Origin of the sequence: Novispirillum itersonii (genome assembly GCF_014205675.1) — a bacterium.
GTDB classification, from domain to species: Bacteria; Pseudomonadota; Alphaproteobacteria; order Rhodospirillales; family Rhodospirillaceae; genus Novispirillum; species Novispirillum itersonii_A.
On the sequence record NZ_JACIIX010000009.1, the window covers coordinates 96,160 to 118,936 of the forward strand.

Here is a 22,777-nt window from a genome sequence, read left to right on the forward strand (position 1 = left end):
CCTCCATGCGTGTACTCTTTATGCGGGCTGGCAACCTTGGTATACACCCAAAAAGGGTGAGTGATGAGGTCATCGACGCATGGATCCGATTATTGCTTTTCTGAATAAGATTATCGCCGCCCAGCTTCCTGCGATCACGCAGGCGGCACAGAACGGCATCCGCAGCGCCGGGCTGGATCCGATGGGGTCGGTGGTGTCCGGGCATGAAACGTTGGGCAGCATCGACCTTGGCATCGGCTCGGCCTCCGTCGGGGCGGACTATTCCGTTAATAATCTGGCCGGTCTGTCGTCGATTGTCGTCGACACGCTGGCGATCACCTCCGGCGGCACGGACCCCAATGACCCCAGCGCCGTCAGCGGAACGGTGGTGCTGGACGCGCATCTGGGGCAAACCCTGACGGCCCGGGTCGGCGGCGGGCTGGATGCATCGCTGCTGTTCATCCACAAAAGCGTCGGGGTGTCCGGTACGGCTGCCGTCAGCGGTGTCACCGCCACCGGCACCGGTACTTTCAGTGCAAAGATTTCCGGCTCTCAGCTGTGCCTGACCCGGGTGTCGCTGTCCTCGCTGTCGCTGAACTATGGCGGTGCCAGCATTGATATTGACGGGCTGGGGTTCTTCAACAGTTTCCTCAGCCCGCTGGAGGATCTGGTGCTGGATGCCCTGAAGGGCACCATCCGTGGCGGCATCGCCGACGCGGTGCGCCCGGTGCTGAACGACCAGATCGGCGGCCTTCTGCCGCTGTGTGCGGATATGTCCTGATGGCGGGCTGCCACCGGCAGCGGGCGCGGCTCCGGTTCCGGTGCATCCTGCTGTGGTGACGCTTGTTATCGAGACAGAAGAGACCCTGACGTCCTCCGTCGGACTGGCCGGTGGCACCCTGCCGGTCCGGCGGGAGGACGGGGCGGTACAGTTGCCGCTGGTCCTGCCCCGGCAGGAGAAGGCCCGGTGGTGCTGGGCGGCCATCGGGGCCGGGCTGGCCCGGTTTCTGTCCGGGCGGGAGATCTCCCAGAGCACCCTTGCCACCCTGACCGATGATCCGGGAGCCCCCAGATCACCGCCCGGATCACCGCCCGGATCACCGGAAAAATCACTGCACGGGCTACCGCCCGTTTCCCTGTCCGAGGCAGACACCGGACAGGATGGGACCGCGGACGGATGCAACCGCCCCCTTGACCGGGTGCTGGACCATCTGGGCCTGCTGGCCCACTGGAGCCCCGGAAAACCCCGCTTTGAACGGTTGATGTTTGAGATCAACCGGGGCCTGCCGGTGCCTCTGCGCATCGAATGGTTCGGCGGAGACGCCCATTTCGTTCTGGTCACCGGCTATCACCCCGGTGACCGCAGTCTGCTGATTGATGATTCCCTGCACGGTCCGTCACGCTGCCCCTATGACCGGTTCCCGCGGGAGTACCGGCAGGGCGGCGTGTGGACAGACACCATCTGGACCCGCATTCACGGAGACCCCTCCCATGGCCACCTTTGATGTTGCCGTCGGTGCCACCGGCACCGGCATAAACACCATTCTCAGCAGTCTTTACGCCAGTCCGGCGGCTCAGACGGCGCTCTTCAACGGTTCCGAGACCGAAACCATCGACCCGATCGGCCCGGTGACGGCAACCTGGGCGATTCAGGCCGCCCCGACCGTGTCCTTCACGCCGCCGACGGCGGAGCAGTGGGCGGCGGCCTACCCGACCGCCAAGGGGCCGCTGCCGACCGGCAATGTGCTGACACTGGTGGTGTCAGCGGCAACGCTGGGGGCCACCTATGGCGGCCAGACCCTGTCCGGCACGTCGTGGATCAATGTTTACGCCACCTTTACCCTGACCGGCGGCACCCTGTCGGTCGCGGCGCAGGCGGTGGCCTTTGATACCACGCAGATGTCAAAGTTCGATCAGGCGGTGGTCGGCAACCTGCTGGTGCCCGCCATCCTTCAGTTTGCCAATTCGGCGCTGTCGGCGATTGCCATCCCCCAGATCCCCGAGGTGGTCGGGGTGACCCTGCAAACCCCGGTGGCGGAAATCATCAATGGCGGGCTGGTGATCGCGGCGGCGATGCAGTCTTCGGCGGCGGTTGATCTGACCGGCTATACCGCCCCGACCGATGACCTCTACGCGCTGGTCGGCCTGACCGTGATCAACACCGTCATTGCCAGTCAGGTGACGGATTACGCCTTTAATGTGGAGGAAAGCAGCGGGAATTCCGACTGGAACGCGCAGGCCAGCATCAAGGGCACGGTCAACAGCATCGTCGCGTCCATCTCCGGGACGGATCTTCAGGCGGCGGCCTCGCTGTCCGGTCTGGCGGGCAGCGCCGGGGTCGGCGGCACCGGCACCGGCATCGTCAAGACCCTGCTGTGCCCGATCGGCACCGCCATCGACGCCATCGCCAATCCGGATAACTGGGACAAGCTGTCGGCCAGTGTCTCCATCACCTATTCCCCGTCGCCGCTGACGATGACCATCGGGCTGGCGGCGGTGACCGAGAATGGCACCCAGTCGCTTCAGGTGACGCCGGGCAGCCTGAAGGACACCACGGTGACGGTGTCCCCGACGTGGTCGGGGGACATTATCGGCACGACCCTGGCCACCGCCTGCTCGGGGGCGGTTGACCTGATCACCGCCATGTCCAAGGGCGATCTGCTGGACGACATTCTTGACCCCGGCAACCGGCATATTTCGGTGGTCGATATCCCGACGATGTCGGTTTCCATCGACGGCATCAAGGTGTCGCTGACCATCGCCGACGGCGCGGTCGCCACGCCCTTTGGCAGCAGCTACGTCTCCCAGTCTTTCTCGGTCACCATTGGCTGACAGGAACCACGACCATGACTTCCTCCTCCTCTCTGCATGATGGTGCCTTCCCCAAGGCGGTTGCCGCTGAAATCAGCGGGGTGGCGGCACTGGCCCTGCGCGATCAGCCGGACCTGCCGCTGGTGTTCAATGTGCCGATGCCGGAGGGCTTTGCCTATCCGGCGGGCGATATCGGCCTGTCTTTCCACGACCTGACCCTTGCCGTGGCACAGGATGCCACGGTGGTCTGCATCCCGGCGGATCTTCCGGGCGAACACGGGGTGACGGTCGCGCTGCCGCCGCTGCGCCTGACGGGTACCTACCGCCTGAACACCCGCCCGACGGCGGCCCATGATCTGGACACCGGCGGCACCATGCTGCCACTGTCGGCGCTGAAGGGATCGCGCCCGGCCGGGGCGGTGCCGCCCACCCCGACTCCCCCGTCCCCGCCGGTGCTGACGCCGGAACAGGCCGACGAGATGATGCAGCAGGCCCGCGACCAGAAGCCGAAACTGCGGGAAACTCTCAACGGTCAGCAGCTGCTGAACACCTACGGCGACCATAACGAAACCTTCAATATGGTCTTCAATGGCATCCCGTCGCTGCGCGCCCTGTGGTCGGAAGGCGGGGCCACCACCGAAATGATGCTGCACACCCACAGCGCCCTGAAAACCGGGGACGTCGTCAACCCCGGTGATGGTACGACCTTCGGCACGCAGAAGGTGACCTACAACGGCAATGCCTTCGCGCAGCGCCTGAACGTCATCACCGCCTCGGTGATGATGGAAGGCAATCCCTTTGATCCCAATTTCCAGATTGATCCTGACAGCCCTTATACGCAGGCGGCGCTGTCAACGCTGACCTTCCAGTCGGCGGTGGCGCTGACCGGGAACGCGCCGGATGGCGGACAGTCGGCGAATGGGGCGGCGCATACCGCCCTGAAGGGGGGAGAGATCTATAATCAGATCGGCAGTGATATCATCCAGCCGGCCCCGGCAACGGTGGACCAGCTGGAAAACATTCTGGCGCAGGGGCTGGCCAATGGCCCGGGGGCTGCCGGTGCGGCGGCGCAGGCCCGGGAGAACAACTGGCATGTCCTGAGCGAGGCTGACCGCTCCGTCGTCCGCCGCATGGCGTTTCTGGCCCTGAATGACCGGGCACAGGCGGCGGAAGATGCCGGGGCCGTCCTGTGGTCCGGTGCCGTCAACGGCACGCTGACCGGGGCGGTGGCGCAGGTGCGGATCGGGGCGGATGGTGCCCGGGCCGAGGTGACACTGCCGGCGTTCGCGATTGATCTGGATGACAGCGGCTGGACCGGACCGGGGGCCGATGCCATCCGTGCCCGTCTGCGCGACCTGTATTTCGTCCGCCGGATGCTGCACGACGGGGTGACGCTGGCCCTGTCGCGGATGCTGGAGCGGGCGGCGCGGAAGGGGCAGCCGGATGCCTGAACGGACCCCGACCGGGACAGCCGGACCGGTTTCCGCCGGGCCTGAGCTGTATGAGATTGACCGGCTGGACCGGGGCGGGCCGTACTTTGATGGCGCTGGACAGCGGAACCCGCTGGACAGCGCCGCCGAAGGGCTGCTGGCCGCCGACCTGCCCCGGTTTCAGAACTGTCTGGAAACCGCCCTGCTGCCGCAGCGCCCGTACCTGACCGAAACCGAACTGGGCATCTACCGGCGCGGCAAGAAGATCCGCCCGCTGCTGCTGATGCTGGCGGCCCGGCTGATCACCGGGGCGGCGGGGCCGGGGCCGGATCCTGCGGCTGTGCCGCTTTCTGATCCTGCGGCGGGGCCGCTGTCGGATAAAGTGATCAAGGCATCGGTGTCGCTGGAGATGCTACACGTTGCCTCGCTGATTCACGATGACATCATTGATGATGCGCTGCTGCGGCGGGGGTTGCAGTCGGTCAATGCCTCCCGTGGCACCAACACCGCCATTCTGGTCGGGGATCTTCAGTTCCTTCAGGCGATCCGCACCTTTCTGGGGGCGATTGAGACCGAGCGGGAAATGGGGCTGGTCAGCACGGTGCTGGATTCCGCCTTTGATATCTGCACCGGGGAGCTGGACGAAATCGCCACCGATCCGGGGTGGGATATCCCGCGTCTGGAGCAGCGTTATTACGATGTGATCGAACGCAAGACGGCGGTGATGTTCGGTCTGGCCTGCGAAACCGGGGTGGCGCTGGCCGGGGGCCGCTCCGCCGATGCCCGGCGGCTGGGGTTTTATGGCCGCCGGATCGGCCGGTCCTTCCAGATCATGGATGACATCCTTGATTTCCTTCAGGACGGATCGAAGGCCGGAAAGCGCCCCGGTATTGACCTGAAAATGCGCCGTCTGACCCTGCCGATCCTGTACGCCATGCAGGATCTGGGGCCAGACCATCCGCTGACCCGCTACGTCCGCCGGGAGACCGACGCTCTGGGCGATCTGGATGCGGCGATTGATGTCATCAAGGGCACTGATGCCCTTCAGCGCTCCTACGGGCGGGCCCGGCAGGAGGCGCTGGATGCGCTGACCTATCTGGTGCCGTTTGAGCGCAACGCGGCCTTCGATCATCTGGAGGCTCTGGCCACCTACATCGTTGACCGCCGGTTCTGACCCGTCCGGATGGGGGCAGCGCCCCCCATCCACCCGTCTTCCGGCCTTTAGTCCCAAAGTCCACCGGCAGGGTCCCTGACCGCTGCTGAAGAAAGGATTCGTCCCATGGGTCTGCTGAACTTCATTCTCCAGACGGTGGTCGGCCCGGCCAATACCCCGGGCAGCCGCCTGTTTCTGCCCGATCAGCTGGCCGGGCTGCCCGGCAGCAACAGTTCCGGCAGGCTGTTACCGGTGCAGGTGGACACTATTCCCGTCGGGGCCATCAGCGATCCGGCTGGCGCGAACATCGGCCAGGCCATTGCCGGGCAATGGTTCTACTCCCTGCCGACGGAATACGGCAGCACCATGCATCCGATCGTTGATCCGTCAACCCCGGATCCGGTGCTGACTCTGGGCGACGGCACCGCGGCCTCGGTGACGGTGGCCGGGCTGAACAATGCCTACATCCAGTCGGTGCGGCAGGTTGCGGCACCGGTGGCGGCGACGGATCCCTACCGCTTCAGCGTTACGCTGACGATGAACACCTATCCCGACAGCGGCAGTGATCCGATCCCCCCGTTGCAGGTCAGCGGGCCTTATACCCTGGCGCAGAAGTATGACACCGCCGCCCTTGGGTCCAACACCCCCAACGGGGTGGCCTCCTATGATCTTGATGGCGGCGGGACGGTCTCTGTCGTGGTGTCGAATGTGCAGATCACCGTTGATCTGGCGGTGTCGGCCCAGACCGCCAACGGCGTGACCACCGGCCTTCAGGCCACGGTCTCCGGGATCACCGTCGGAGGCATCCCCGGGGCGGACGGCAAGGCGACCTCCCTGCAACTGGGTGTCAAGGCGCTGACCATGGATGCGTCGGTGTCGAAAATCCTGCTCGGGGTGTGGCGGCAGCAGGCGGTGGAGGCCCTGACCAGCGCCGATGCCGAGGCCGCCATTCAGGCGACCATCAACGCCCAGCTGGCCGGGCCGGATGTGCTGTCCACCCTGTCGCAGCAGATCACCGAAAATCTGGGCTCGGTGCTGGATGGGCTGATGGGGCCGGTGACCGGGCCGCTGCCGGTCAGCCAGAACGACGGCGGCCAGAGTCTGGTTGACCAGTACCTGTTCGACCGTGCCCTGTATGCTTTCAACAGCCCGTCCAGCCAGTGGTTTCTGCCGACGGTGCTGTGTTCCCTCAGCGATCCGCAGCTGAACCCCTATGCGGCGGGAACGGTCTCGCTGCCGGACTTCGGAATCCTCGGCCAGCCGGTGACGGCGGTGGCCCTGACCGATCTGGTGGTCAGCGGCCTGCCGAATGTGGATGCCCCGGCGCAGACCACCACGTTCTTCCCCAACGGGGCCACCATCGTTGCCAATGTTCCGGCCTATGCGCCGCCGCCGGCCGGGGTGACGCAGGCGGGGCTGGTGCTGACATCGGGCTGGACCATGGCATTGGATGGCACTCCACTGACAGGGACGGCCCAGATCACCGTGCAGGCCGCCACCCTGACCATGAATGTGACCGGCACCGGGGACAGCAGTCAGGATCTGGTGCTGACGGTCAACGCCCTGACACTGGGGGTGCCACAGCTGAGCGGGGTTAATATCGTGATCACCGTGCCGTCGTCCTTCGGGGGCTTCATCAACACGGCGGTCAATACCGATGGCACCAAACAGGCGATCCTGAACGAGGTCAACAGCCAGCTGAACGGGGTGTTGGGGCAGCTCAGCCAGGCGGTGACCGGTTACGTGCAGCAGGCGATCCGGCAGCATCTTCAGACCGCGCTGGCATAACCGGTCAGCCGGAAGGGGAGGAGATCAGGCCTCGGCTTCGGCGTCCGTCAGGGAAGAGGCCGGGGCCGGGGCCGGGGCGGTCAGGCGCAGCAGCAGGCCGGTGCCACTGGCGATAACCGCCAGCCCGATCACTCCCGGCCATCCGGCCAGCGCCAGCACCTGCGTGCCAAGGACGGACCCGATCGCCATGCCGCTGAACATCACGGTGAACAGCACGGCATTCAGGCGGCCCCGGGCGGCGGGGTCAAGGCTGTACACCAGAGTCTGGTGCGACACCAGAGTCTGGTGCGACACCAGACTGGACTGGAACCCAAGATCAAAGGTGACGGTGGCAAAGGCGATCACCGCCAGCTGGGCCGCCATCGGCAGGGCTTCCGCCGTGCCCATGGCCACGAAGGATGCCATCACCAGCCCGGCGGCCAGCCGGGTGACGCGCTGCGCCCCGATGCGGTCCGACAGCGCCCCGGCCATGCGGGCGGCAATCGCCCCGGCGGCCCCGGCCAGCCCGAAGGCCCCGGCAACATCGCTGCCCAGCCCGTGCCGCTGGTGCAGCATCAGCGCCAGCGTTGACCAGAAGGCGGAAAAGGCGACCGACAGCACGGCGGTGGTCAGGGCCGCCCGGCGCAGGGGCGGATGGGTCTTCCACAACCCGCCGAGGGACAGCAGCAGCCCCGGATAGGACAGGGTGGACTGGGCCGCAAAGCGCGGCAGCATCCGCCACAGCACCCCGGCCATTGCCAGCAGCAGGGCGGCGGCGATCAGGTAGATCGCCCGCCAGCCGAAATGTTCCCCGACCACGCCGGAGACGGTGCGCGACAGCAGGATCCCGGCGGTCAGGCCGGTCATCACCGTGCCGATGGTGCGGCCCTGCTGCCCGGCCGGGGCAAGGATGGAGGCGGCGGGGACAATATCCTGTGCCAGCGTGGCGGTGACGCCGATCAGGAAGCTGGTCAGCAGCAGGGTGTTCAGGCCGGGGGCCAGACTGCACAGCCCCAGCATCAGCGCCAGTGCCAGCGCCTTGACGACAATCAGGGTGCGGCGGTCGTACCGGTCGCCCAGCGGCAGCAGCAGAAAGATTCCGGCGGCATAGCCGATCTGGGTCAGGGTCGGGATCAGGCCGCTTTGCGGCACGGTCAGGTGCAGGTCATCGGTGATGCGCTGCAACACCGGCTGGGCGTAGTAGAGGGAGGCAACGGCAAACCCGGCCCCGGCGGCCATGGTCAGGATCAGGGGCCGGGACGGAGCGGGCGTGGCGGAAGAAGGGATGGTCATGGCGGGAAGTCCTTGAGCAGGGGGAGCAGGCTGGTTGGGGGGAACAGCGCCGGGGTTTGAGAAGCAAAACAAACAGAGGGCCGAAGGCCCGACTGGCCCATTGAGGGCCCGTGCCCGCGTGGGCACGTAAGGCAAGCGGGCGGAGGCCCGCGCCCGCCGATTGAGGGACCAAACAAACAGAGGGCCAACGGCCCGACTGGCCCATTGAGGGCCCGCGCGACCATTCGCGCGTGAGGCAAGGGGGCGGATGCCCCCGCCCGCCGTTTGAGGGGCCAAACATACAAGGGCCAACGGCCCGACGATCTGTTTACGTCTGTCGGGCCTGTCCCGGTAGCGGCCCGCGTGGTACAACTGTCATACGCATGGCGTATGAAGGGGAGCGTTATGGACGCCGCAGACCGTATAAGCCTGCTGCAAACCTTTATCCGGATTGTTGAAAGCGGCAGCCTGTCGGCGGCGGCGCGGCAGTTGCGCACCACCCAGCCGACGGTCAGCCGCCGCCTGAAAGCACTGGAAACCCTGCTGGGGGTGGAGCTGCTGAAGCGCACCACCCACGCCATGAAACTGACCGACGACGGCGAACGCTGTTACCGCCACGCCAGAGCGGTCAGCGATGGCTGGTCGGCCCTGCGCGATGACCTCAGCGGCGGCGAGGAAGAACCGCAGGGTCTGCTGCGGGTGCGCGCCCCGCATGCTTTCGGGCAGGACCAGCTGATCGGCCCGCTGACGGATCTGCTGTTCCGCCACACCGGGCTGTCGGTGGACTGGGTGCTGAATGACCGCAGCCCCAATTTTATGGCCGATAACATCGACTGCGCGGTGCTGGTGGGGGAAACCACTGATCCGGCCTCGGTGGTGGTGCCGATCGGGCAGGTGCCGCGCATTGTGGTGGCGGCCCCGGATCTGCTGGCCCGCCATGGCGCGATGACCGGGCCGGAGGATCTGGCGGCGTTGCCGTGGCTGGCGCTGAGCACGTTTTACCGGGCCGAGGTGGCGCTGCACCGCTGCGGCGGGGAGGAAACCCGGCGCTTTGCCATTCAGCCCCGGTTTGCCAGCGACAGCCTGTATGCGGTGCATCGGGTGGCGCTGACCGGGCTGGGGGCGGCGGTGGTGTCGCGCTGGGCGGTGCTGGATGATCTGGCCGCCGGGCGGCTGGTGCATCTGGCCCCGGACTGGCAGGCGGATCCGCTGCCGGTGCATCTGGTCTATCCCTACGCCAGCTATTACCCGGCGCGGCTGCGGGCGTTCCTCAGGATGATCCGGCAGGAGATGCCGAAGCTGCTGTAGGCGGCGGGCCATCGTCGGCGGCGGCCTGATCCCGCAGCCAGCCGATGAAATGGCGGACTTTGGGCCGCGAGGGGCGGTCGGTCTGCACCGCATAGCGGTAACCGCTGGGCCGGAACCCCAGCGGGGCCACCAGCCGCCCGGCACGCACATCCGCCGCCACCAGATGCCACGGGGCGACGGCAACGCCCAGCCCGGTCAGGGCGGCTTCCAGCGTCAGGTGCAGATGGTCGAACATGCGGGTTGCCGCCATCGCCGGTGTGTCCGCCGCGTCCAGCAGGCGGAACCATTCCTGCCACACCTGCGGGCGGGTGCGGCTTTCCAGCCGGGGCAGCGCCCACAGGGCGGGGCCGCTGGCGGCGGCGGCAAGGCCGGGGGCCAGCACCACGCCAAGCTGTTCGTCAAACAGCGGGGTGCAGCCTTCCGGCACGGCGGTGCCGGGCGGCAGGACGGTGATCCGGGCATCCACCGCCTGCCGCGGGCTGCGGTCATCGGTCGCCAGCCGCACATCATAGCGCGGATGCAGGGTGCTGAACCCATGCAGGCGCGGGATCAGCCAGCGCATGGCGAAGGTGCTCAGGCAGGCGACATCCAACAGGGTGTCATCGCCCTTGGCGATGATGCGGATGGCGTCTTCAATCTGGTCGAAGGCGGCGGTCAGGGCGGTGCCGAACACCCGGCCTTCCGCCGTCAGGCGCGGACGGTTGCGCGGCCCTTCAAACAGGTCGGTGCCGAGCAGCGCTTCCAGATGGCTGACATGGCGGCTGACCGCCCCGTGGGTGACCGCCAGTTCCTCGGCGGCGGCGGTCAGGCGGCCATGGCGGGCGGCGGCCTCGAAGGCGCGCAGGGCGGCGACGGGCAGGGGTCTGCGGTGTTTCATGTGAGTCAGGATCACAAACAGGCGGCGAAGCTGTCAATAGGGATGACGGCGGTTTTCAGGTTTACTGTCCGGGCACTGAAACCGCTTTTGGAAAGACTGAGATGCCCTTTATCCGTACTGCCGTCCCCGCCGCCACCGACCCGCAGCGCACCGAAGCCATTGTGATGGGAATTCACGATGCGCTGGTGTCGGCGATTGGCATGCCGGAGGATGAACTGTTCAACATGGTCAGCCCCTATGCGCCGGGGCAGTTTTTCTGTGACCGCCGCTTCAACGGCATTGCCCGCTCTGAGAACGTGGTGGTGGTGGAAATCACGATGCGCCGGGGCCGCAGCGATGCGATGAAGCGGGCACTGTACGCCGCCATTGCCGCCAATCTGGAAGCGCGGGCGGCCGTCTCGCCGAAGGATGTGTTCATCTTCATGCATGAAAACGACTATTCCGACTGGAGCGTCGGCAACGGCGTGTTTGCCATGGGGCTGGTGCAGCAGCGCGGCACCGACTGAGGATGATCCCCGGGGCGGGCCTTGACGGGTGTGGGGGCTCCGGTTATGGTATGGTCATTCCATAACCGGAGTCAGCCCGATGGCCCGCCCCCGTGCGTTTGATGAGGATCAGGTTCTGGAGGCGGTGATGGAGACCTTCTGGCGCAAGGGCTACGAAGGGACATCAGCGCAGGATCTGGTGGAGGCGACCGGCTTGGGGCGGGGCAGCCTGTATGCGGCCTATGCCAGCAAGGATGGCCTGTTTGCGCAGGCGCTGCTGCGGTATCGCCGGCGCACGCAGGCGCGGGTGGACCGGCTGGCCCGGCCCGGCCCGGTGCTGGACCGGCTGCGGGAGCTGCTGGTGGATGTGCTTGATGCTGATCTGGCCGCCCCGCAGCAGCGCGGCTGTCTGGCCACCAACAGCGCGATTGAACGGGCCGGAGCCGATCCGGCGGTGGCGGAGATGGTGCGGTATAATTTTACCCTGCTGCATCAGGGGATCGAGGCGACCCTGCGGCGCGGACAGGCAACCGGGGAGCTGCGGGCCGGGTTTGATCCGGCGGTGCAGGCGCTGCTGATGCTAACCACCGTGCAGGGCCTGCGGGTGCTGGTCCGCACCGCCCGCCCCGGCGACCGGGAACGCTTTCTGGCGGTGATTGAACAGGTGCTGGCCCCGCTGCGCTGAGGCGGCGGGGGGACTGGCCGGGCAACCGGCCCTTTTTTGTGGTCAATTCTGGAATGATTGTTCCAATATTCTGAGGGAGATCCCGAGATGACAGAGATCCTTTTCTCCGGCCCGGTGGCGGTGCTGGGCACCGGTATTATCGGTGCGGCGATGGCCCGCGTTCTCGCCCGCAGCGGTGCAGCGGTGCGGGCGCGGAACCGCACTCCTGACAAGCTGGCCGGACTGGCGGCGGACGGGGTGACGGTCTGCGCCGATGCGGCGGCGGCGGTGCAGGGGGCGGCGGTGATCGTGACCGCGCTGACCGATGGCCCGGCGACACAGGCGGTGCTGGATCTGGCCCGCCCGGGGCTGATCCCGGGGCAGGTGTGGGCGCAGACCGGCACCGTCGGCCCGCAGGCGACGGACGCTCTGGCGGTGCAGGCGGATGCGTTGGGATTGGTATTCTACGACGCCCCGGTGCTGGGCACCCGCCAGCCCGCCGAACAGGGGACGCTGACCGTTCTGGCGGCCGGGCCGGAGCGGGGCCGCGCCGTGGTGGAGCCGGTGTTCGACGCCATCGGCCAGCGTACCCTGTGGGTGGCGGATCAGCCCGGGGCCGCCAGCCGCCTGAAGCTGGCGCTGAATGCCTATGTGTTCGCCCTGCCCCATGGCACGGCGGAAACCCTGCGGATTGCCGGGGCGCTGGGGGTGGATCCGGCGCTGGTGATGGAGGCGGTGCGCGGCGGCCCGCTGGACAGCGGCTATTTTCAGGGCAAGGGGGCGGCGATGCTGGCCGGGGATTTCACCACCAGCTTCACCGTCGACAACGGGGCCAAGGATACCCGGCTGGTGCTGGAAGCGCTGGCGGGAACCGGCCTGCGGGCCGATCTGGCAGAGGCCGGGCTGGCGCGGTTCCTGCGGGCCTCCGCCGCCGGGCATGGCAGCGATGACATTGCTGCAACGGTTGTGGCCTGACGGTCGGCGGAGGAAGGGGATAGGGTGAGGGGTCTGTCATACCGGAGACTCCCCATGTCCAAACCCGTTGTTCTGCTGGCCTGTGATTTTTCCGCCCGGTTCAAGGCCCTGCTGGCCGAGCGCTATACGCTGATCGGCCCGCTGGCCCGCTCCGCCGCCGATGCCCTGCCGCCGGGGGCGGAGCAGGCCGCCGCCCTGATCACCAAGGGCGGACTGCCCACCGATGCGGCCCTGCTGGCGGCGCTGCCGGGGCTGGGGATCATCTCTTTCTTCGGTACCGGTTATGAAGGGGTGGATCTGACAGCGGCGGCGGCGCAGGGGGTGACCGTCACCCACAGCCCCGGGGCCAATGCTGCCAGCGTCGCCGATTTTGCCATGGGGCTGGTGCTGGCGTCGGCCCGGCAGATTGTCGCCGCCGACCGCTTTGTGCGGGAAGGGCGCTGGGGCGGCAACAGTCTGGTCAGTATGCCTGCGGTGCCGGGCCTGACCGGCACCCGGCTGGGACTCTACGGGTATGGTGCAATCGGCGAGAAGGTGGCGGCCCGCGCGGCGGCCTTTGATATGGAAATCGCCTATCACAGCCGCAGCCCGAAGGCCGGGGTGCCGTATCTGTATAAGGACAGTCCGCTGGCGCTGGCGGACTGGGCGGATATTTTTGTGGTGGCGGTGCGCGCCGATGCCAGCAACCGCCACACGGTCAACCGGGCGCTGCTGGCGGCGCTGGGGCCGCAGGGCCATGTGATCAATGTGGCGCGGGGATCCATGGTGGACTCTGAAGCGCTGGCGGAGGCGCTGGAGCAGGGCACCATCGCCGGGGCGGCGCTGGATGTGGTGGACGGCGAACCGCAGGTGCCGGACTGCCTGCTGAAGGCCCCCAACCTGATCCTGACCCCGCATATTGCCTACGCCAGCACCAGCGCCCGCGATGCGCAGGAAGACAGGGTGCTGGCCAATCTGGTGGCGTTTTTCGCCGGGCAGCCGGTGCCCAACCCGGTTCCGGTCTGAGTTCCGGCGGCACAGCCGGGGGGAGGTTTCCAACCCCCGGTCTGTGCGCTAGGGTAGGGGGCTTTGTTTTCAGGAGGCCCCCGTGATCCTCGCGTCGCTGACCCTCAGCAATTTCCGGCGCTTCCCGTCGCTGCGGATGGAGTTCCATCCGCAGATGACGGTGATTGTCGCCAAAAACGGCCTTGGCAAAACCTCGGTGCTGGATGGGGTAGCGATTGCGCTGGGGCCGTTCGTCGGGGCCTTTGATTTTGGCCGCGCCCCGCAGATTGACCGTCACGATGCCCGCTTCCGCCGCCGCAAGGATGGGCCGGAGGTGATGCCGCAGTACCCGGTGGAGGTGACCGCCAGCTTCAGCGATCCGGCCCTGACGGTGACGCGGGCGCTGACCGGGCCGAAAAGCCGCACCACGGTGAAGGAGGCGCAGGCACTGGCGGCCCTGGGGGAAGACCTGCAACAGCAGGTGCGGGCGGGGAGCGATGTGGTGCTGCCTCTGGTTGCCGGATACGGCACCGCCCGCCTGTGGAAGACCCAGAAAGCCCCCGACCGGAAGCGGCTGGTCAGCGAAGACCGCACCGTGGGCTACGAGGATTGCTTCAGCTCCACCTCCAATTACGCGCAGTGTCAGGCGTGGATGACCCGGGCCACCATGGCGATGCAGCAGGAACGGATGACCGGCGACGGCGCGGTGTGGGCCGACCGGCTGGCGGCGGTGGAGGATGCGGTGGATGCGGTGCTGGCGCAGGAAGGCTGGTCGCGTTTCCACTACAGTTTTTCCTACGAAGAACTGGTGATGTTCAGCCCGGCCACCGGCACCATGCCGGTGACGCTGCTGTCCGACGGGGTGCGGGCGATGGTGGCGCTGGTGGCGGACATCGCCTTCCGCTGCGTGCGGCTGAACGGCTTCCTCGGGCGGCGGGCGGTGACGGAAACACCGGGCATCGTGCTGATTGACGAGGTGGACCTGCACCTGCACCCGGCGTGGCAGCAACAGGTGCTGTCGGCGTTGCGGCGGGCCTTTCCCCGGATCCAGTTCATCGTCTCCACCCACAGTCCGCAGGTTCTCAGCAGTGTGCAGGCCGACTGTATCCGTCTGCTGACCGAAGAGTACGACAGCGACAGCGGCGACTGGAGCAGCACGGTGCGGCAGGGCTTCGCCCAGACGCTGGGGGTGGCCAGTTCCGACATCCTCACCGCCATCATGGGGGTCGATCCGATCCCGCCGGTGCCGGAGGCCGAGGATGTCGCCCGCTATGCGGCGCTGATCCGGCAGGACCTGCACAGGGGCGAGGAAGGCCGCGATCTGCGGGCCAGACTGATCGGTCACTTCGGCGAAAACCACCCGGTGGTGCAGGACTGTGACCGCTGGATCCGGTTGCAGACTTTTAAGAACCGCCGCCCCGCGCAAGGGCCGGAGGGGGCGGACTGATGCGGTCGCTGACCCGTGGCCCGGCCCCGGCCTGTCTGGCCGACTACCGCCCCGGCCACCACCGTTGGGATCATGTGTCCTCCGCTGATAAAAAGCGGATCTGGCGGGAGCTGGACCGTATGCAGCAGGGCCGCTGCGCCTACTGCGAGCGGGATCTGGAAAGCGGCAAACGCCACATCGAACATTTCCGCGCCCGCAGCATGGCCCCGGAGCTGACCTTCGCGTGGGAGAACCTGTTCGGATCCTGCCAGTCGCAGGGATCGTGCGGGCATTATAAGGATGCCGAGGGCAAACCGTATGAGCCGGAAGACCTGATCAAACCGGATGCGGAAGACCCGGAACACTTTCTGGTGTTTGACTTTCACGGTGGCGTCAGCCCGCGCCACGGCCTGCCAGACGCCGAGCACCGCCGGGCGCGGGAAACCATCCGGGTGCTGAATCTGGATGGCGGGGTGCGGGCGGCGCGGCGCAGCCTGCTGCAACAGTACGCGGCCCTGATGGATGACATCCTCCGCCACGGCTTCCCGGAGCCGGAGGTGGACCTGCTGCTGGATGAGGTGCTGCGCCAGTCAGAAGACGGACCGTTCCCGACCGCCGTCCGGCAGGTGCTGCGGGGGGAGTAGGGGAATACGAAATCCCGCTGTTCCTGTGGCCGCTTACCAGCGCTGTTCGGTTCCCAGCCACAGGGCATAGCTTTTCCACGGAGCGGCTTCGGCGAAGCGGTCATAGGTTTTGCGGGCACCGGGATTGTCTTCCGGGACCAGCCAGCGCAGATGCACCCAGCCGCGCTGTCGTCCGATAGCGGCGACGGCCTCGACCATCTGTTGGGCCAACCGGTGTCCCCGGGCCTCCGGCGCGACATAAAGGTCGTCCAGTTGCCCGGCCCGCCGCCCGGAGATCGCTTCCGGCAGATCAAAGAAAACAGCAAAGGCCACCAGTGCCCCGCCCCGGAAGCCGCCGATCACGGTCAGCACCGGATCGGACAGCAGTCTTTGCGCCGCCTGCGGATCGGGCCGGGCGGCGGCGGTCATCTCGGCCTGATAGGCCGATAACCGGAAACAGAAGGCATCTTGGTCCGCATCGGACAGCGGGCGGATGATCAGGGTGTCGGTCATGTCCTGGCGGGACCCTCCACGGGCGCGGTTGCTGCAAGAGGATAGCTGTCCTGCCGTTCCGGGGGGGAAGAGAGAACAACGCAGGGCAAAGGCGGCCTGTCTTCACCGCTTCGCGCCTATCCCCGTACCTCTTTGGGAGAGCTGCCATATTTTTTGCGGAAGGCGACCGAGAAGTGTGCCGGGCTGTATCCCACCTTATAGGCGGCGGCTGAGACGCTCATGTCCTCTTCGGTCAGCAGGCGGTAGGCGACCCCCAGGCGGAGCTGCTGAAGATAGGCGAACACGCTGTCCCCATAAAGGTGGCGGAACCCGGTCTTCAGCTTTTTGACATTGATGCCCACGGCCAGACTCAGCTCCGACAGCGAAGGCGGGGATTGCAGGCGGCTGACCAGAAGGTCGTGGGCGGCCCGGATCCGTTCGATGTCTCCCGGCGGCAGGCGCGGCAGGGCGGCGACCGCGGGGGAGGGGTCGAGGGTGTCGAGGACCAGCGCCGTGATCTCCAGGGCCTTGGCGGTCAGGTAAAGGGTGCGGGGTGCCCCTTCCTTCAGCGGGCAGGCCGCAATCTGCGCGCACAGTGCCTGAACCGGGCGGGTTGCCGCCACGGTCATCAGATGCGGGCGCCCGTTATCTTTCAGGCGAAGACGTTCCTGCATCGATTGGGCATCTTCGGCCAGATGCACCCCCAGCGACTGTGGCGACAGTTCGATGGCGGTATAGCGGATCGGTGTTCCCGGCTCGAAGGCCTGCATCCCTTCATTCTCGCCCAGATTCCAGACGGCGCAGACCGTCGGGGAGCTGATGGTGGTCTGCGGGCAATCGGGGATCTTGCAGCGCAGGCGGCCATTGCTGATGACGATCAGTTTCAGGCCCTCGCTCATCCGCTCGGTTTCCCAAGACTCCGACTGTACGGCGATGGTGCCGCTCTTCAGGGCAACGCTGCCGTCATAGAACGCCATCGCGGTCCGGCCCTCGGGCGGGGCCCATCCATTCACCGCCGTGCTGTCATATGTCATGTCGCGCCATACGCTGGGACAAAGGGGGATTCCGGACGCGATCGTATATGAGAATGATTGTCGATTGCAATGAAAACAGGCTGATGACGGGGCCGGAAAATTCATCGAAAGAAAGAGTTCCGCCAGCTAAAGCCGACAGGATTGTCCCGGGTTCGGCGGGTGTGCGACCCCTTGAGCAGGAATTCAGTCATCCAGTTCAGGGATACCGATATGAGCAGAACCGAAGGTCCGGGGCAGCATTTCCTCCCGGCGGCCCTTGCCACCACCCTGCTGTTCCCCCTCCCGGCCGTTGCCCAGCAAAGCACATCCGGCCAGCCCGTGACCCTGCCGCCCGTCACGGTGACGGAAAGCGCCGAACAGCCCAACGGGCCGGTGCAGGGGTATGTCGCCCGGGAAAGTGCGACCGCCAGCAAGACCGGTGCATCCATCATCGAGACGCCGCAGTCGGTGACGGTGATCGGGCGGGAGGAACTGTCTGACCGCAATGTTCAGTCGGTCACGCAGGCGGTCGGCTATACGCCGGGGGTCTTTGCCTCGACCTCGGCCATCAGTCAGCGGTTCGACTATTTCAGCATCCGGGGGTTTGACGCTACCAATACCGGCACGGTTCTGGACGGGCTGCGGTCCACCACCAACCAATCCTATGTGCGCTACCAACCCTATGGCATGGAGCGGGTCGAGGTTCTGCGCGGCCCCAGTTCCTTCCTGTTCGGGGGGAATTCGCTGGGCGGGACGGTCAATCTGGTCAGCAAACGCCCGACGGCTGAGACCCTGCGTGAGGTCGGCGTTCAGTTCGGCAATCATGGGCGGCTGCAAGGGCAGTTCGATCTTTCCGGGGCTGCTGACAAGGACAAAACGCTGCTGTACCGCCTTGTCGGTGTCGGCCGCGACAGCGAAACCCAGTTTGACGGCGTGCCCGACGATACCGGGTATATCGCCCCCTCCCTGACCTGGCGCCCCAATGCCGACACCAGCCTGACCCTGCTGTCATCCTACAGCCGGGATGAGTTCGGTCCGCCGCGCCCGTTCCTGCCCTTGAAGGGAAGTCTACAGGCCAATCCCAACGGTGCCTTGCCCCGCAATCTGTACCTTGATGGCAAGGAACTGGAAAACAACAATACCCAGGTCAATTTTGGCTACAGTCTCGACCACGCGATCAGCGATGGCTGGTCCCTTCAGTCTTCGGCGCGCTACACCTATAACGATCTGATGACCCAAACCTTTTCGGGTCTTGCTTTGGCTGCCGACAACCGCACCCTGAACCGCCGTGCTTACGAGTTCGGCATCACCGGCCGTGTTTTTGCCACCGATAACAGCGTCCGGAAGGACTGGGATGCCGGGCTGCTGCGTGGCACTTCGACGGTCGGGCTGTCCTACCGCCATACCGGGGAAGAGTATTACCTCAACACCGGCGCGGCCCCGGCCATTGATATCTATGCCCCGGTCTATGGCGGGGCCTTTGCGGCCAACACCCCCTTCACCAAAACCGACCAGACCGGGCACGAGGCCGGGCTGTACGTCGCCAACACGGTCCATCTTGCCGACCGTTTCGTGGTCGATCTGGCCGGGCGGCGCGACTGGGTCTCTGTTGATACAGACAATCTGCTGACCAACAGGAACACGTCGCAGCAGGATCAGGCCTCCACCTACCGTGTCGGGCTGACCTATCTGGCCGGGTGGGGCCTTGCCCCCTACACCAGCTATGCGACCTCGTTCAGCCCGGTGCTGGGCACCAATGTGTATGGCGATGCCTACAAGCCGACCGAAGGGAAGCAGTTTGAGGCGGGCATCAAGTATCAGCCTGACTTTGCCGATGCCCTGTTCACCGCAGCCTACTACGATCTGACCCAGACCAACGTCTCGACCGCGGATCCCAACAATGCGCTGAATACCCTCCAGACCGGCGAGGTCCAGTCGCGCGGGATTGAACTGTCGGCCACAGTCAGCCTGATGCCGGGGCTGAAAACCGTGGCCAGCTATACCTATAACGATCAGGAAGTGACCGCCACCACCACGGCGCAGGCGCTGGGCAAGCGCCCGACCGCGCAGCCGGAACAGATGATCAGCCTGTGGGGCGATTATACCGTGCAGGATGGCCCGCTGGCGGGGCTTGGGGTCGGGGGCGGCGGGCGTTACGTCGGCTCAACCTACGCCGATGCGGCCAATCAGATCCGGGTTCCGTCCTACACGCTGTTTGATGCCGCCATCCGGTATGACCTGAGCGGCGTTGACAGCAGACTCAGCGGACTGAATCTGGCCCTGAACGTCAATAACCTTTTCGATAAAGAGTATTACGTCAGCTGCTCCTCCACCTCGTGCAACGAGGGCTATGGGCGCACGGTCCTCGGCACCGTCAGTTATCGCTGGTAATCACACAGAATGCGGAGAAAAAACATGAACGGCTTCCTGCGCCGGGCCCGGGCCCTGCTGTGTGTGGCAGGCCTTGTGCTGCCCGCCGCTGCCACGGCAGCGCCGATTTCCGTCACCGATATGCTGGACCGCTCCGTCACCCTGCCAGCCCCGGCAAAGCGGGTGGTGCTGGCCGAGGGACGGCATATCCTGACGCTGGCCCTGCTGGACCGCCAGCCGCTGTCGCTGGTGGCGGCCTGGGGGAATGACCTCCGGCGGTTTTCACCGGAAACCTATGCCGCGCTGGGGTCTGCGTTCCCCGAGGTTGACGCGATCCCCGACGTGGGCGGGCTGGGCAACGGGTCGTTCTCCATGGAGGCGGTGATCAAGGCCCGGCCCGATCTGGTCCTGTTCACCCTGTACGGGCCGCCGCCTGAGGGCATCCGCAAGCTGGACGAGGCGGGTATTCCCTATGTGTTTGTGGATTTCTTCCGCGACCCGCTGACAAAAACGGTCCCGAGCCTGCGTCTGCTTGGCAGGGTCCTCGACCGCGAGGCGCAGGCGGAGGAGTTCATCAGTTTCTATGAAAGCCATATGGCGGGCGTTGCCGGGCGGCTGAAAACCGTCTCCCGCCGTCCCGATGTGCTGTTCCACCTCAACCCCGACGGAAAGGACTGCTGCTATTCCTCCGGGCCGGGCAACATGACGGACTTCATCGCGGCGGCAGGCGGGCGGAACATCGGTGCCGACGTTATCCCCGGGTCGATCGGAAAGCTGGGGCTGGAATATGTCCTGTCCCGGAACCCGGACTTTTATCTTGCCGGAGGCGGGTCCTCGGTGACGCTGACCGGGGTACAGATCGGGCCGGGGGTTTCCGCCGATCAGGCCGGGGCCACACTGCGGTCGGTGCTGGAGGCACCGGGTATCCGTGGCCTGAAGGCGGTGCAGGAGGGACGGGCCGGAGGGGTCTGGCTGTTCTTCTTTGACAATCCGCTGTTTGTCGTCGGGATCGAAGGGATCGCCAAGATGCTGCACCCGGCGGCCTTCCGGGATCTGGACCCTGACCGGACCCTGGCCGAGCTGAACGAGCGGTTCCTGCCGTTTCCGCTGCGGGGGACCTTCTGGACGGGTACCGGGGGCCAGCCATGAACGCGGGCGGACAGGCCGATGCGGCGGTCATGCAGGCGATTGCCGGACATGACCGCCTGATCCGGCGGCGGCTTGCCGTGATCGGCGGTCTGGCCTGTCTGGTGCTGGCGGGAGTGGTGCTCGACATGGGCACCGGCCCGGCAGGTGTATCGCTGCGGGAGGTGGTTGAAATCCTCTCCTTCCGCCACAGCGGGGATACCGCGCTTCAGGTGATCGTCTGGCAGGTCCGGCTGCCGACCGCGCTGCTGGCGGTGCTGGTCGGTGCCAGCCTCAGTCTGGCCGGGGCCGAGATGCAGACCATTCTGGACAATCCCCTTGCCAGCCCGTTCACGCTGGGGGTGTCTTCGGCGGCGGCCTTCGGGGCGGCACTGGCCATCGTCATGGGGATCACCGTGCCGATGGTGCCCAAGGGGGTGGCCGTTTCGGTCAATGCCTTCGTGGCCGCCTTCGCATCGGTGCTGCTGATCCAGCTTTTTGCCCGTCTGCGCGGCAGTTCTTCGGCTTTGGTGCTGTTCGGGATCGCTCTGGTGTTCGGCTTCAATGCACTGGTCGCGGTCATTCAGTTTGTGGCACCGACGGACTCCCTGCAACAGCTGGTGTTCTGGACCATGGGCAGCCTCAGCGGCGCTGACACGGCCTCGGTGACGGTTCTGGCCGTTCTGCTGGCGGCAACCTTTCCCTTTTCCCTGCGGGCGGCCTGGCCGATGACCCTGCTGGCCTTGGGGGAGGAACGGGCGCAAAGCCTTGGCGTGCATCCGGAACGCCTGCGTTTTGCCTGTCTGCTGCGGGCCAGCCTGCTGGCATCCCTGGCGGTGGCCTGCGCCGGAACCATCGGCTTCGTCGGCCTGATCGGGCCGCATGTGGCCCGCCTGCTGGTGGGGCAGGATCACCGCTATTTCCTGCCGTCATCCCTTCTGGCCGGGGCGGCGATCCTGTCGTTTTCCAGCGTGGTGGCCAAGGTCATTCTGCCGGGGGTGCTGTTGCCGATCGGAATTGTCACCTCGCTGGTGGGATTGCCCTGTTTCATTGCCCTGTTGATGATGGGAAGGGGCGGGAAATGAGTCTGGTCATCACCGGATTGACGGTTGGGTACGGGGCGCGGCGGATCTTCAGCGGGCTCGACCTGCCGGAGATCCGGGCCGGGCGGGTCACTGCTCTGGTGGGCCCCAACGGTGCGGGGAAATCGACGGTGCTGCGTGCCATCGCCGGAGGGATCGCCGCCTCGGGGCAGGTTTTCTGGAAGGAAAACGATCTGCTGCGGATGGATGTCAGGGCGCGGTCCCGGATCATCGGCTTTATGCCGCAGGGCCTCCGCGATACGCCGGGGCTGTCGGTTCTGGACAGCGTGATTGCCTCGCTGCGGGTTTTTGCCCCGGGTCTGCCGATGTCCGCCTGCCGGGGGCAGGCCCTGACGGCGCTGTCCCGCGTTGGGATGATCGATCTGGCGCTGCGGCCGCTGGCGCAGGTGTCAGGCGGGCAACGGCAACTGGCGGGGCTGGCCCAGTCCTTGGTCCGGGATCCGGCGGTTCTGCTGCTGGATGAACCGACCAGTGCCCTTGATCTGCGCCACCAGACCGATGTGATGGGACTCCTGAAGGGGCTGGCTGCCGAAGGGCGGACCATTGTCACGGTGCTGCATGACCTGTCGCTGGCCGCCAACTGGGCCGATGAGATCATCGTGCTGGCCGATGGCGGGGTTTACGCGGCCGGGCCTGCCCGCACGGTGCTGACCCCGGATCTGTTCCGCAGCGTCTACCGGGTTCAGGCCTGCACCGGGCAGGCGGCAGACGGTGGCACCTATGTGGTGGTGACGGGGCCGCTGGAGCCCCCGCCGTGAGAGAGACCGTCGCGGAGGAAGGGAAGGCTCCGGCCCTGACCCCGGACAAAAAAGCCCCGCCCCTGTTGCTGCTCAGGGGCGGGGGTCAGTCTGTCCGCCTTGGTTCGATGGGGGTGAACCGCAGCGGAGTGGCCCGGGCAGTCCGCGGGCCGGATCCCCGCC

General features: G+C 66.4%; 21 protein-coding genes. 17 read left to right on the plus strand and 4 right to left on the minus strand.

Annotation, left to right across the window (positions count from 1 at the left end; translation table 11 throughout):
- Positions 1-79 precede the first annotated feature (79 nt).
- The 6 genes from FHS48_RS12585 (at position 80) to FHS48_RS12610 (ending at position 7,161) form a co-directional block, all read left to right on the plus strand.
- Positions 80-760: a hypothetical protein gene (locus tag FHS48_RS12585; protein ID WP_184263917.1), complete on the plus strand. Its 681-nt coding sequence runs from the start codon at positions 80-82 to the stop codon at positions 758-760.
- Positions 761-812: 52 nt separating this feature from the next.
- Positions 813-1,484, plus strand: coding sequence for a papain-like cysteine protease family protein (locus FHS48_RS12590; protein ID WP_184263918.1), 672 nt, complete (start codon positions 813-815; stop codon positions 1,482-1,484).
- A complete protein-coding gene (locus FHS48_RS12595) occupies positions 1,471-2,811 on the plus strand; it encodes a hypothetical protein (protein ID WP_184263919.1) in 1,341 nt (446 codons plus the stop codon). Before FHS48_RS12590 ends, FHS48_RS12595 begins: the two co-directional genes overlap by 14 nt.
- 14 nt (positions 2,812-2,825) lie before the next feature.
- Positions 2,826-4,241, plus strand: a complete 1,416-nt coding sequence (locus tag FHS48_RS12600) for a hypothetical protein (RefSeq protein WP_184263920.1) — start codon at positions 2,826-2,828, stop codon at positions 4,239-4,241.
- Entirely contained in the window at positions 4,234-5,394 is a 1,161-nt protein-coding gene (locus FHS48_RS12605) for a polyprenyl synthetase family protein (RefSeq protein WP_184263921.1), read from the plus strand. Before FHS48_RS12600 ends, FHS48_RS12605 begins: the two co-directional genes overlap by 8 nt.
- A 105-nt stretch (positions 5,395-5,499) precedes the next feature.
- Positions 5,500-7,161, plus strand: a complete 1,662-nt coding sequence (locus tag FHS48_RS12610; RefSeq protein WP_184263922.1) for a hypothetical protein — start codon at positions 5,500-5,502, stop codon at positions 7,159-7,161.
- Between the two features lie 24 nt (positions 7,162-7,185).
- Here the strand turns inward: FHS48_RS12610 and FHS48_RS12615 are convergent, their stop codons facing one another.
- Positions 7,186-8,433: an MFS transporter gene (locus FHS48_RS12615; protein ID WP_184263923.1), complete on the minus strand. Its 1,248-nt coding sequence runs from the start codon at positions 8,431-8,433 to the stop codon at positions 7,186-7,188.
- Between the two features lie 384 nt (positions 8,434-8,817).
- Between FHS48_RS12615 and FHS48_RS12620 the strand changes: the two genes are divergently transcribed.
- Complete coding sequence (locus tag FHS48_RS12620) at positions 8,818-9,720, plus strand: LysR family transcriptional regulator (RefSeq protein ID WP_221443497.1); 903 nt, start codon at positions 8,818-8,820, stop codon at positions 9,718-9,720.
- On the opposite strand, the gene FHS48_RS12625 is transcribed toward FHS48_RS12620, so the two are convergent.
- Positions 9,683-10,597 carry a LysR substrate-binding domain-containing protein gene (locus tag FHS48_RS12625; protein ID WP_184263925.1) on the minus strand — a complete coding sequence of 305 codons (915 nt, stop codon included), beginning with the start codon at positions 10,595-10,597 and terminating at the stop codon, positions 9,683-9,685. The two genes, FHS48_RS12620 and FHS48_RS12625, sit on opposite strands and share 38 nt — an antisense overlap.
- A gap of 101 nt (positions 10,598-10,698) precedes the next feature.
- Here FHS48_RS12625 and FHS48_RS12630 point away from each other — a divergent pair, with 101 nt between their 5' ends.
- The 6 genes from FHS48_RS12630 to ptuB all read left to right on the plus strand — a co-directional run bounded on the left by FHS48_RS12630 (position 10,699) and on the right by ptuB (position 15,775).
- The gene (locus FHS48_RS12630; protein ID WP_184263926.1) at positions 10,699-11,103 is read left to right on the plus strand and encodes a tautomerase family protein; all 405 of its coding nucleotides are present in this window, start codon (positions 10,699-10,701) and stop codon (positions 11,101-11,103) included.
- Between the two features lie 79 nt (positions 11,104-11,182).
- Positions 11,183-11,767: a TetR/AcrR family transcriptional regulator gene (locus FHS48_RS12635; protein ID WP_184263927.1), complete on the plus strand. Its 585-nt coding sequence runs from the start codon at positions 11,183-11,185 to the stop codon at positions 11,765-11,767.
- Positions 11,768-11,854: 87 nt separating this feature from the next.
- Positions 11,855-12,721: an NAD(P)-dependent oxidoreductase gene (locus tag FHS48_RS12640; RefSeq protein WP_184263928.1), complete on the plus strand. Its 867-nt coding sequence runs from the start codon at positions 11,855-11,857 to the stop codon at positions 12,719-12,721.
- A gap of 54 nt (positions 12,722-12,775) precedes the next feature.
- Entirely contained in the window at positions 12,776-13,726 is a 951-nt protein-coding gene (locus tag FHS48_RS12645) for an NAD(P)-dependent oxidoreductase (protein ID WP_184263929.1), read from the plus strand.
- Positions 13,727-13,808: 82 nt separating this feature from the next.
- Positions 13,809-15,152 carry an AAA family ATPase gene (locus tag FHS48_RS12650; RefSeq protein WP_184263930.1) on the plus strand — a complete coding sequence of 448 codons (1,344 nt, stop codon included), beginning with the start codon at positions 13,809-13,811 and terminating at the stop codon, positions 15,150-15,152.
- Positions 15,152-15,775 (plus strand): retron Ec78 anti-phage system effector HNH endonuclease PtuB, encoded by a 624-nt coding sequence (ptuB, locus tag FHS48_RS12655; protein ID WP_184263931.1) that lies wholly within the window; start codon positions 15,152-15,154, stop codon positions 15,773-15,775. The genes FHS48_RS12650 and ptuB overlap by 1 nt, the downstream gene beginning before the upstream one ends.
- A gap of 33 nt (positions 15,776-15,808) precedes the next feature.
- Here the strand turns inward: ptuB and FHS48_RS12660 are convergent, their stop codons facing one another.
- Entirely contained in the window at positions 15,809-16,267 is a 459-nt protein-coding gene (locus FHS48_RS12660) for a GNAT family N-acetyltransferase (protein ID WP_184263932.1), read from the minus strand.
- A 116-nt stretch (positions 16,268-16,383) separates the two neighbouring features.
- Entirely contained in the window at positions 16,384-17,223 is an 840-nt protein-coding gene (locus FHS48_RS12665) for a helix-turn-helix domain-containing protein (RefSeq protein WP_184263933.1), read from the minus strand.
- A 267-nt stretch (positions 17,224-17,490) separates the two neighbouring features.
- On the opposite strand from FHS48_RS12665, the gene FHS48_RS12670 reads away from it, so the two are divergent.
- The 4 genes from FHS48_RS12670 to FHS48_RS12685 are packed head-to-tail and all read left to right on the plus strand — an operon-like array spanning position 17,491 to position 22,615.
- Positions 17,491-19,650: a TonB-dependent siderophore receptor gene (locus FHS48_RS12670; protein WP_184263934.1), complete on the plus strand. Its 2,160-nt coding sequence runs from the start codon at positions 17,491-17,493 to the stop codon at positions 19,648-19,650.
- A 24-nt stretch (positions 19,651-19,674) separates the two neighbouring features.
- Positions 19,675-20,778, plus strand: coding sequence for an ABC transporter substrate-binding protein (locus FHS48_RS12675; RefSeq protein ID WP_260402461.1), 1,104 nt, complete (start codon positions 19,675-19,677; stop codon positions 20,776-20,778).
- Positions 20,775-21,839 carry a FecCD family ABC transporter permease gene (locus tag FHS48_RS12680; RefSeq protein WP_221443498.1) on the plus strand — a complete coding sequence of 355 codons (1,065 nt, stop codon included), beginning with the start codon at positions 20,775-20,777 and terminating at the stop codon, positions 21,837-21,839. Before FHS48_RS12675 ends, FHS48_RS12680 begins: the two co-directional genes overlap by 4 nt.
- Positions 21,836-22,615, plus strand: coding sequence for an ABC transporter ATP-binding protein (locus FHS48_RS12685; RefSeq protein ID WP_184263936.1), 780 nt, complete (start codon positions 21,836-21,838; stop codon positions 22,613-22,615). The genes FHS48_RS12680 and FHS48_RS12685 overlap by 4 nt, the downstream gene beginning before the upstream one ends.
- The last annotated feature ends 162 nt before the right edge of the window (positions 22,616-22,777 follow it).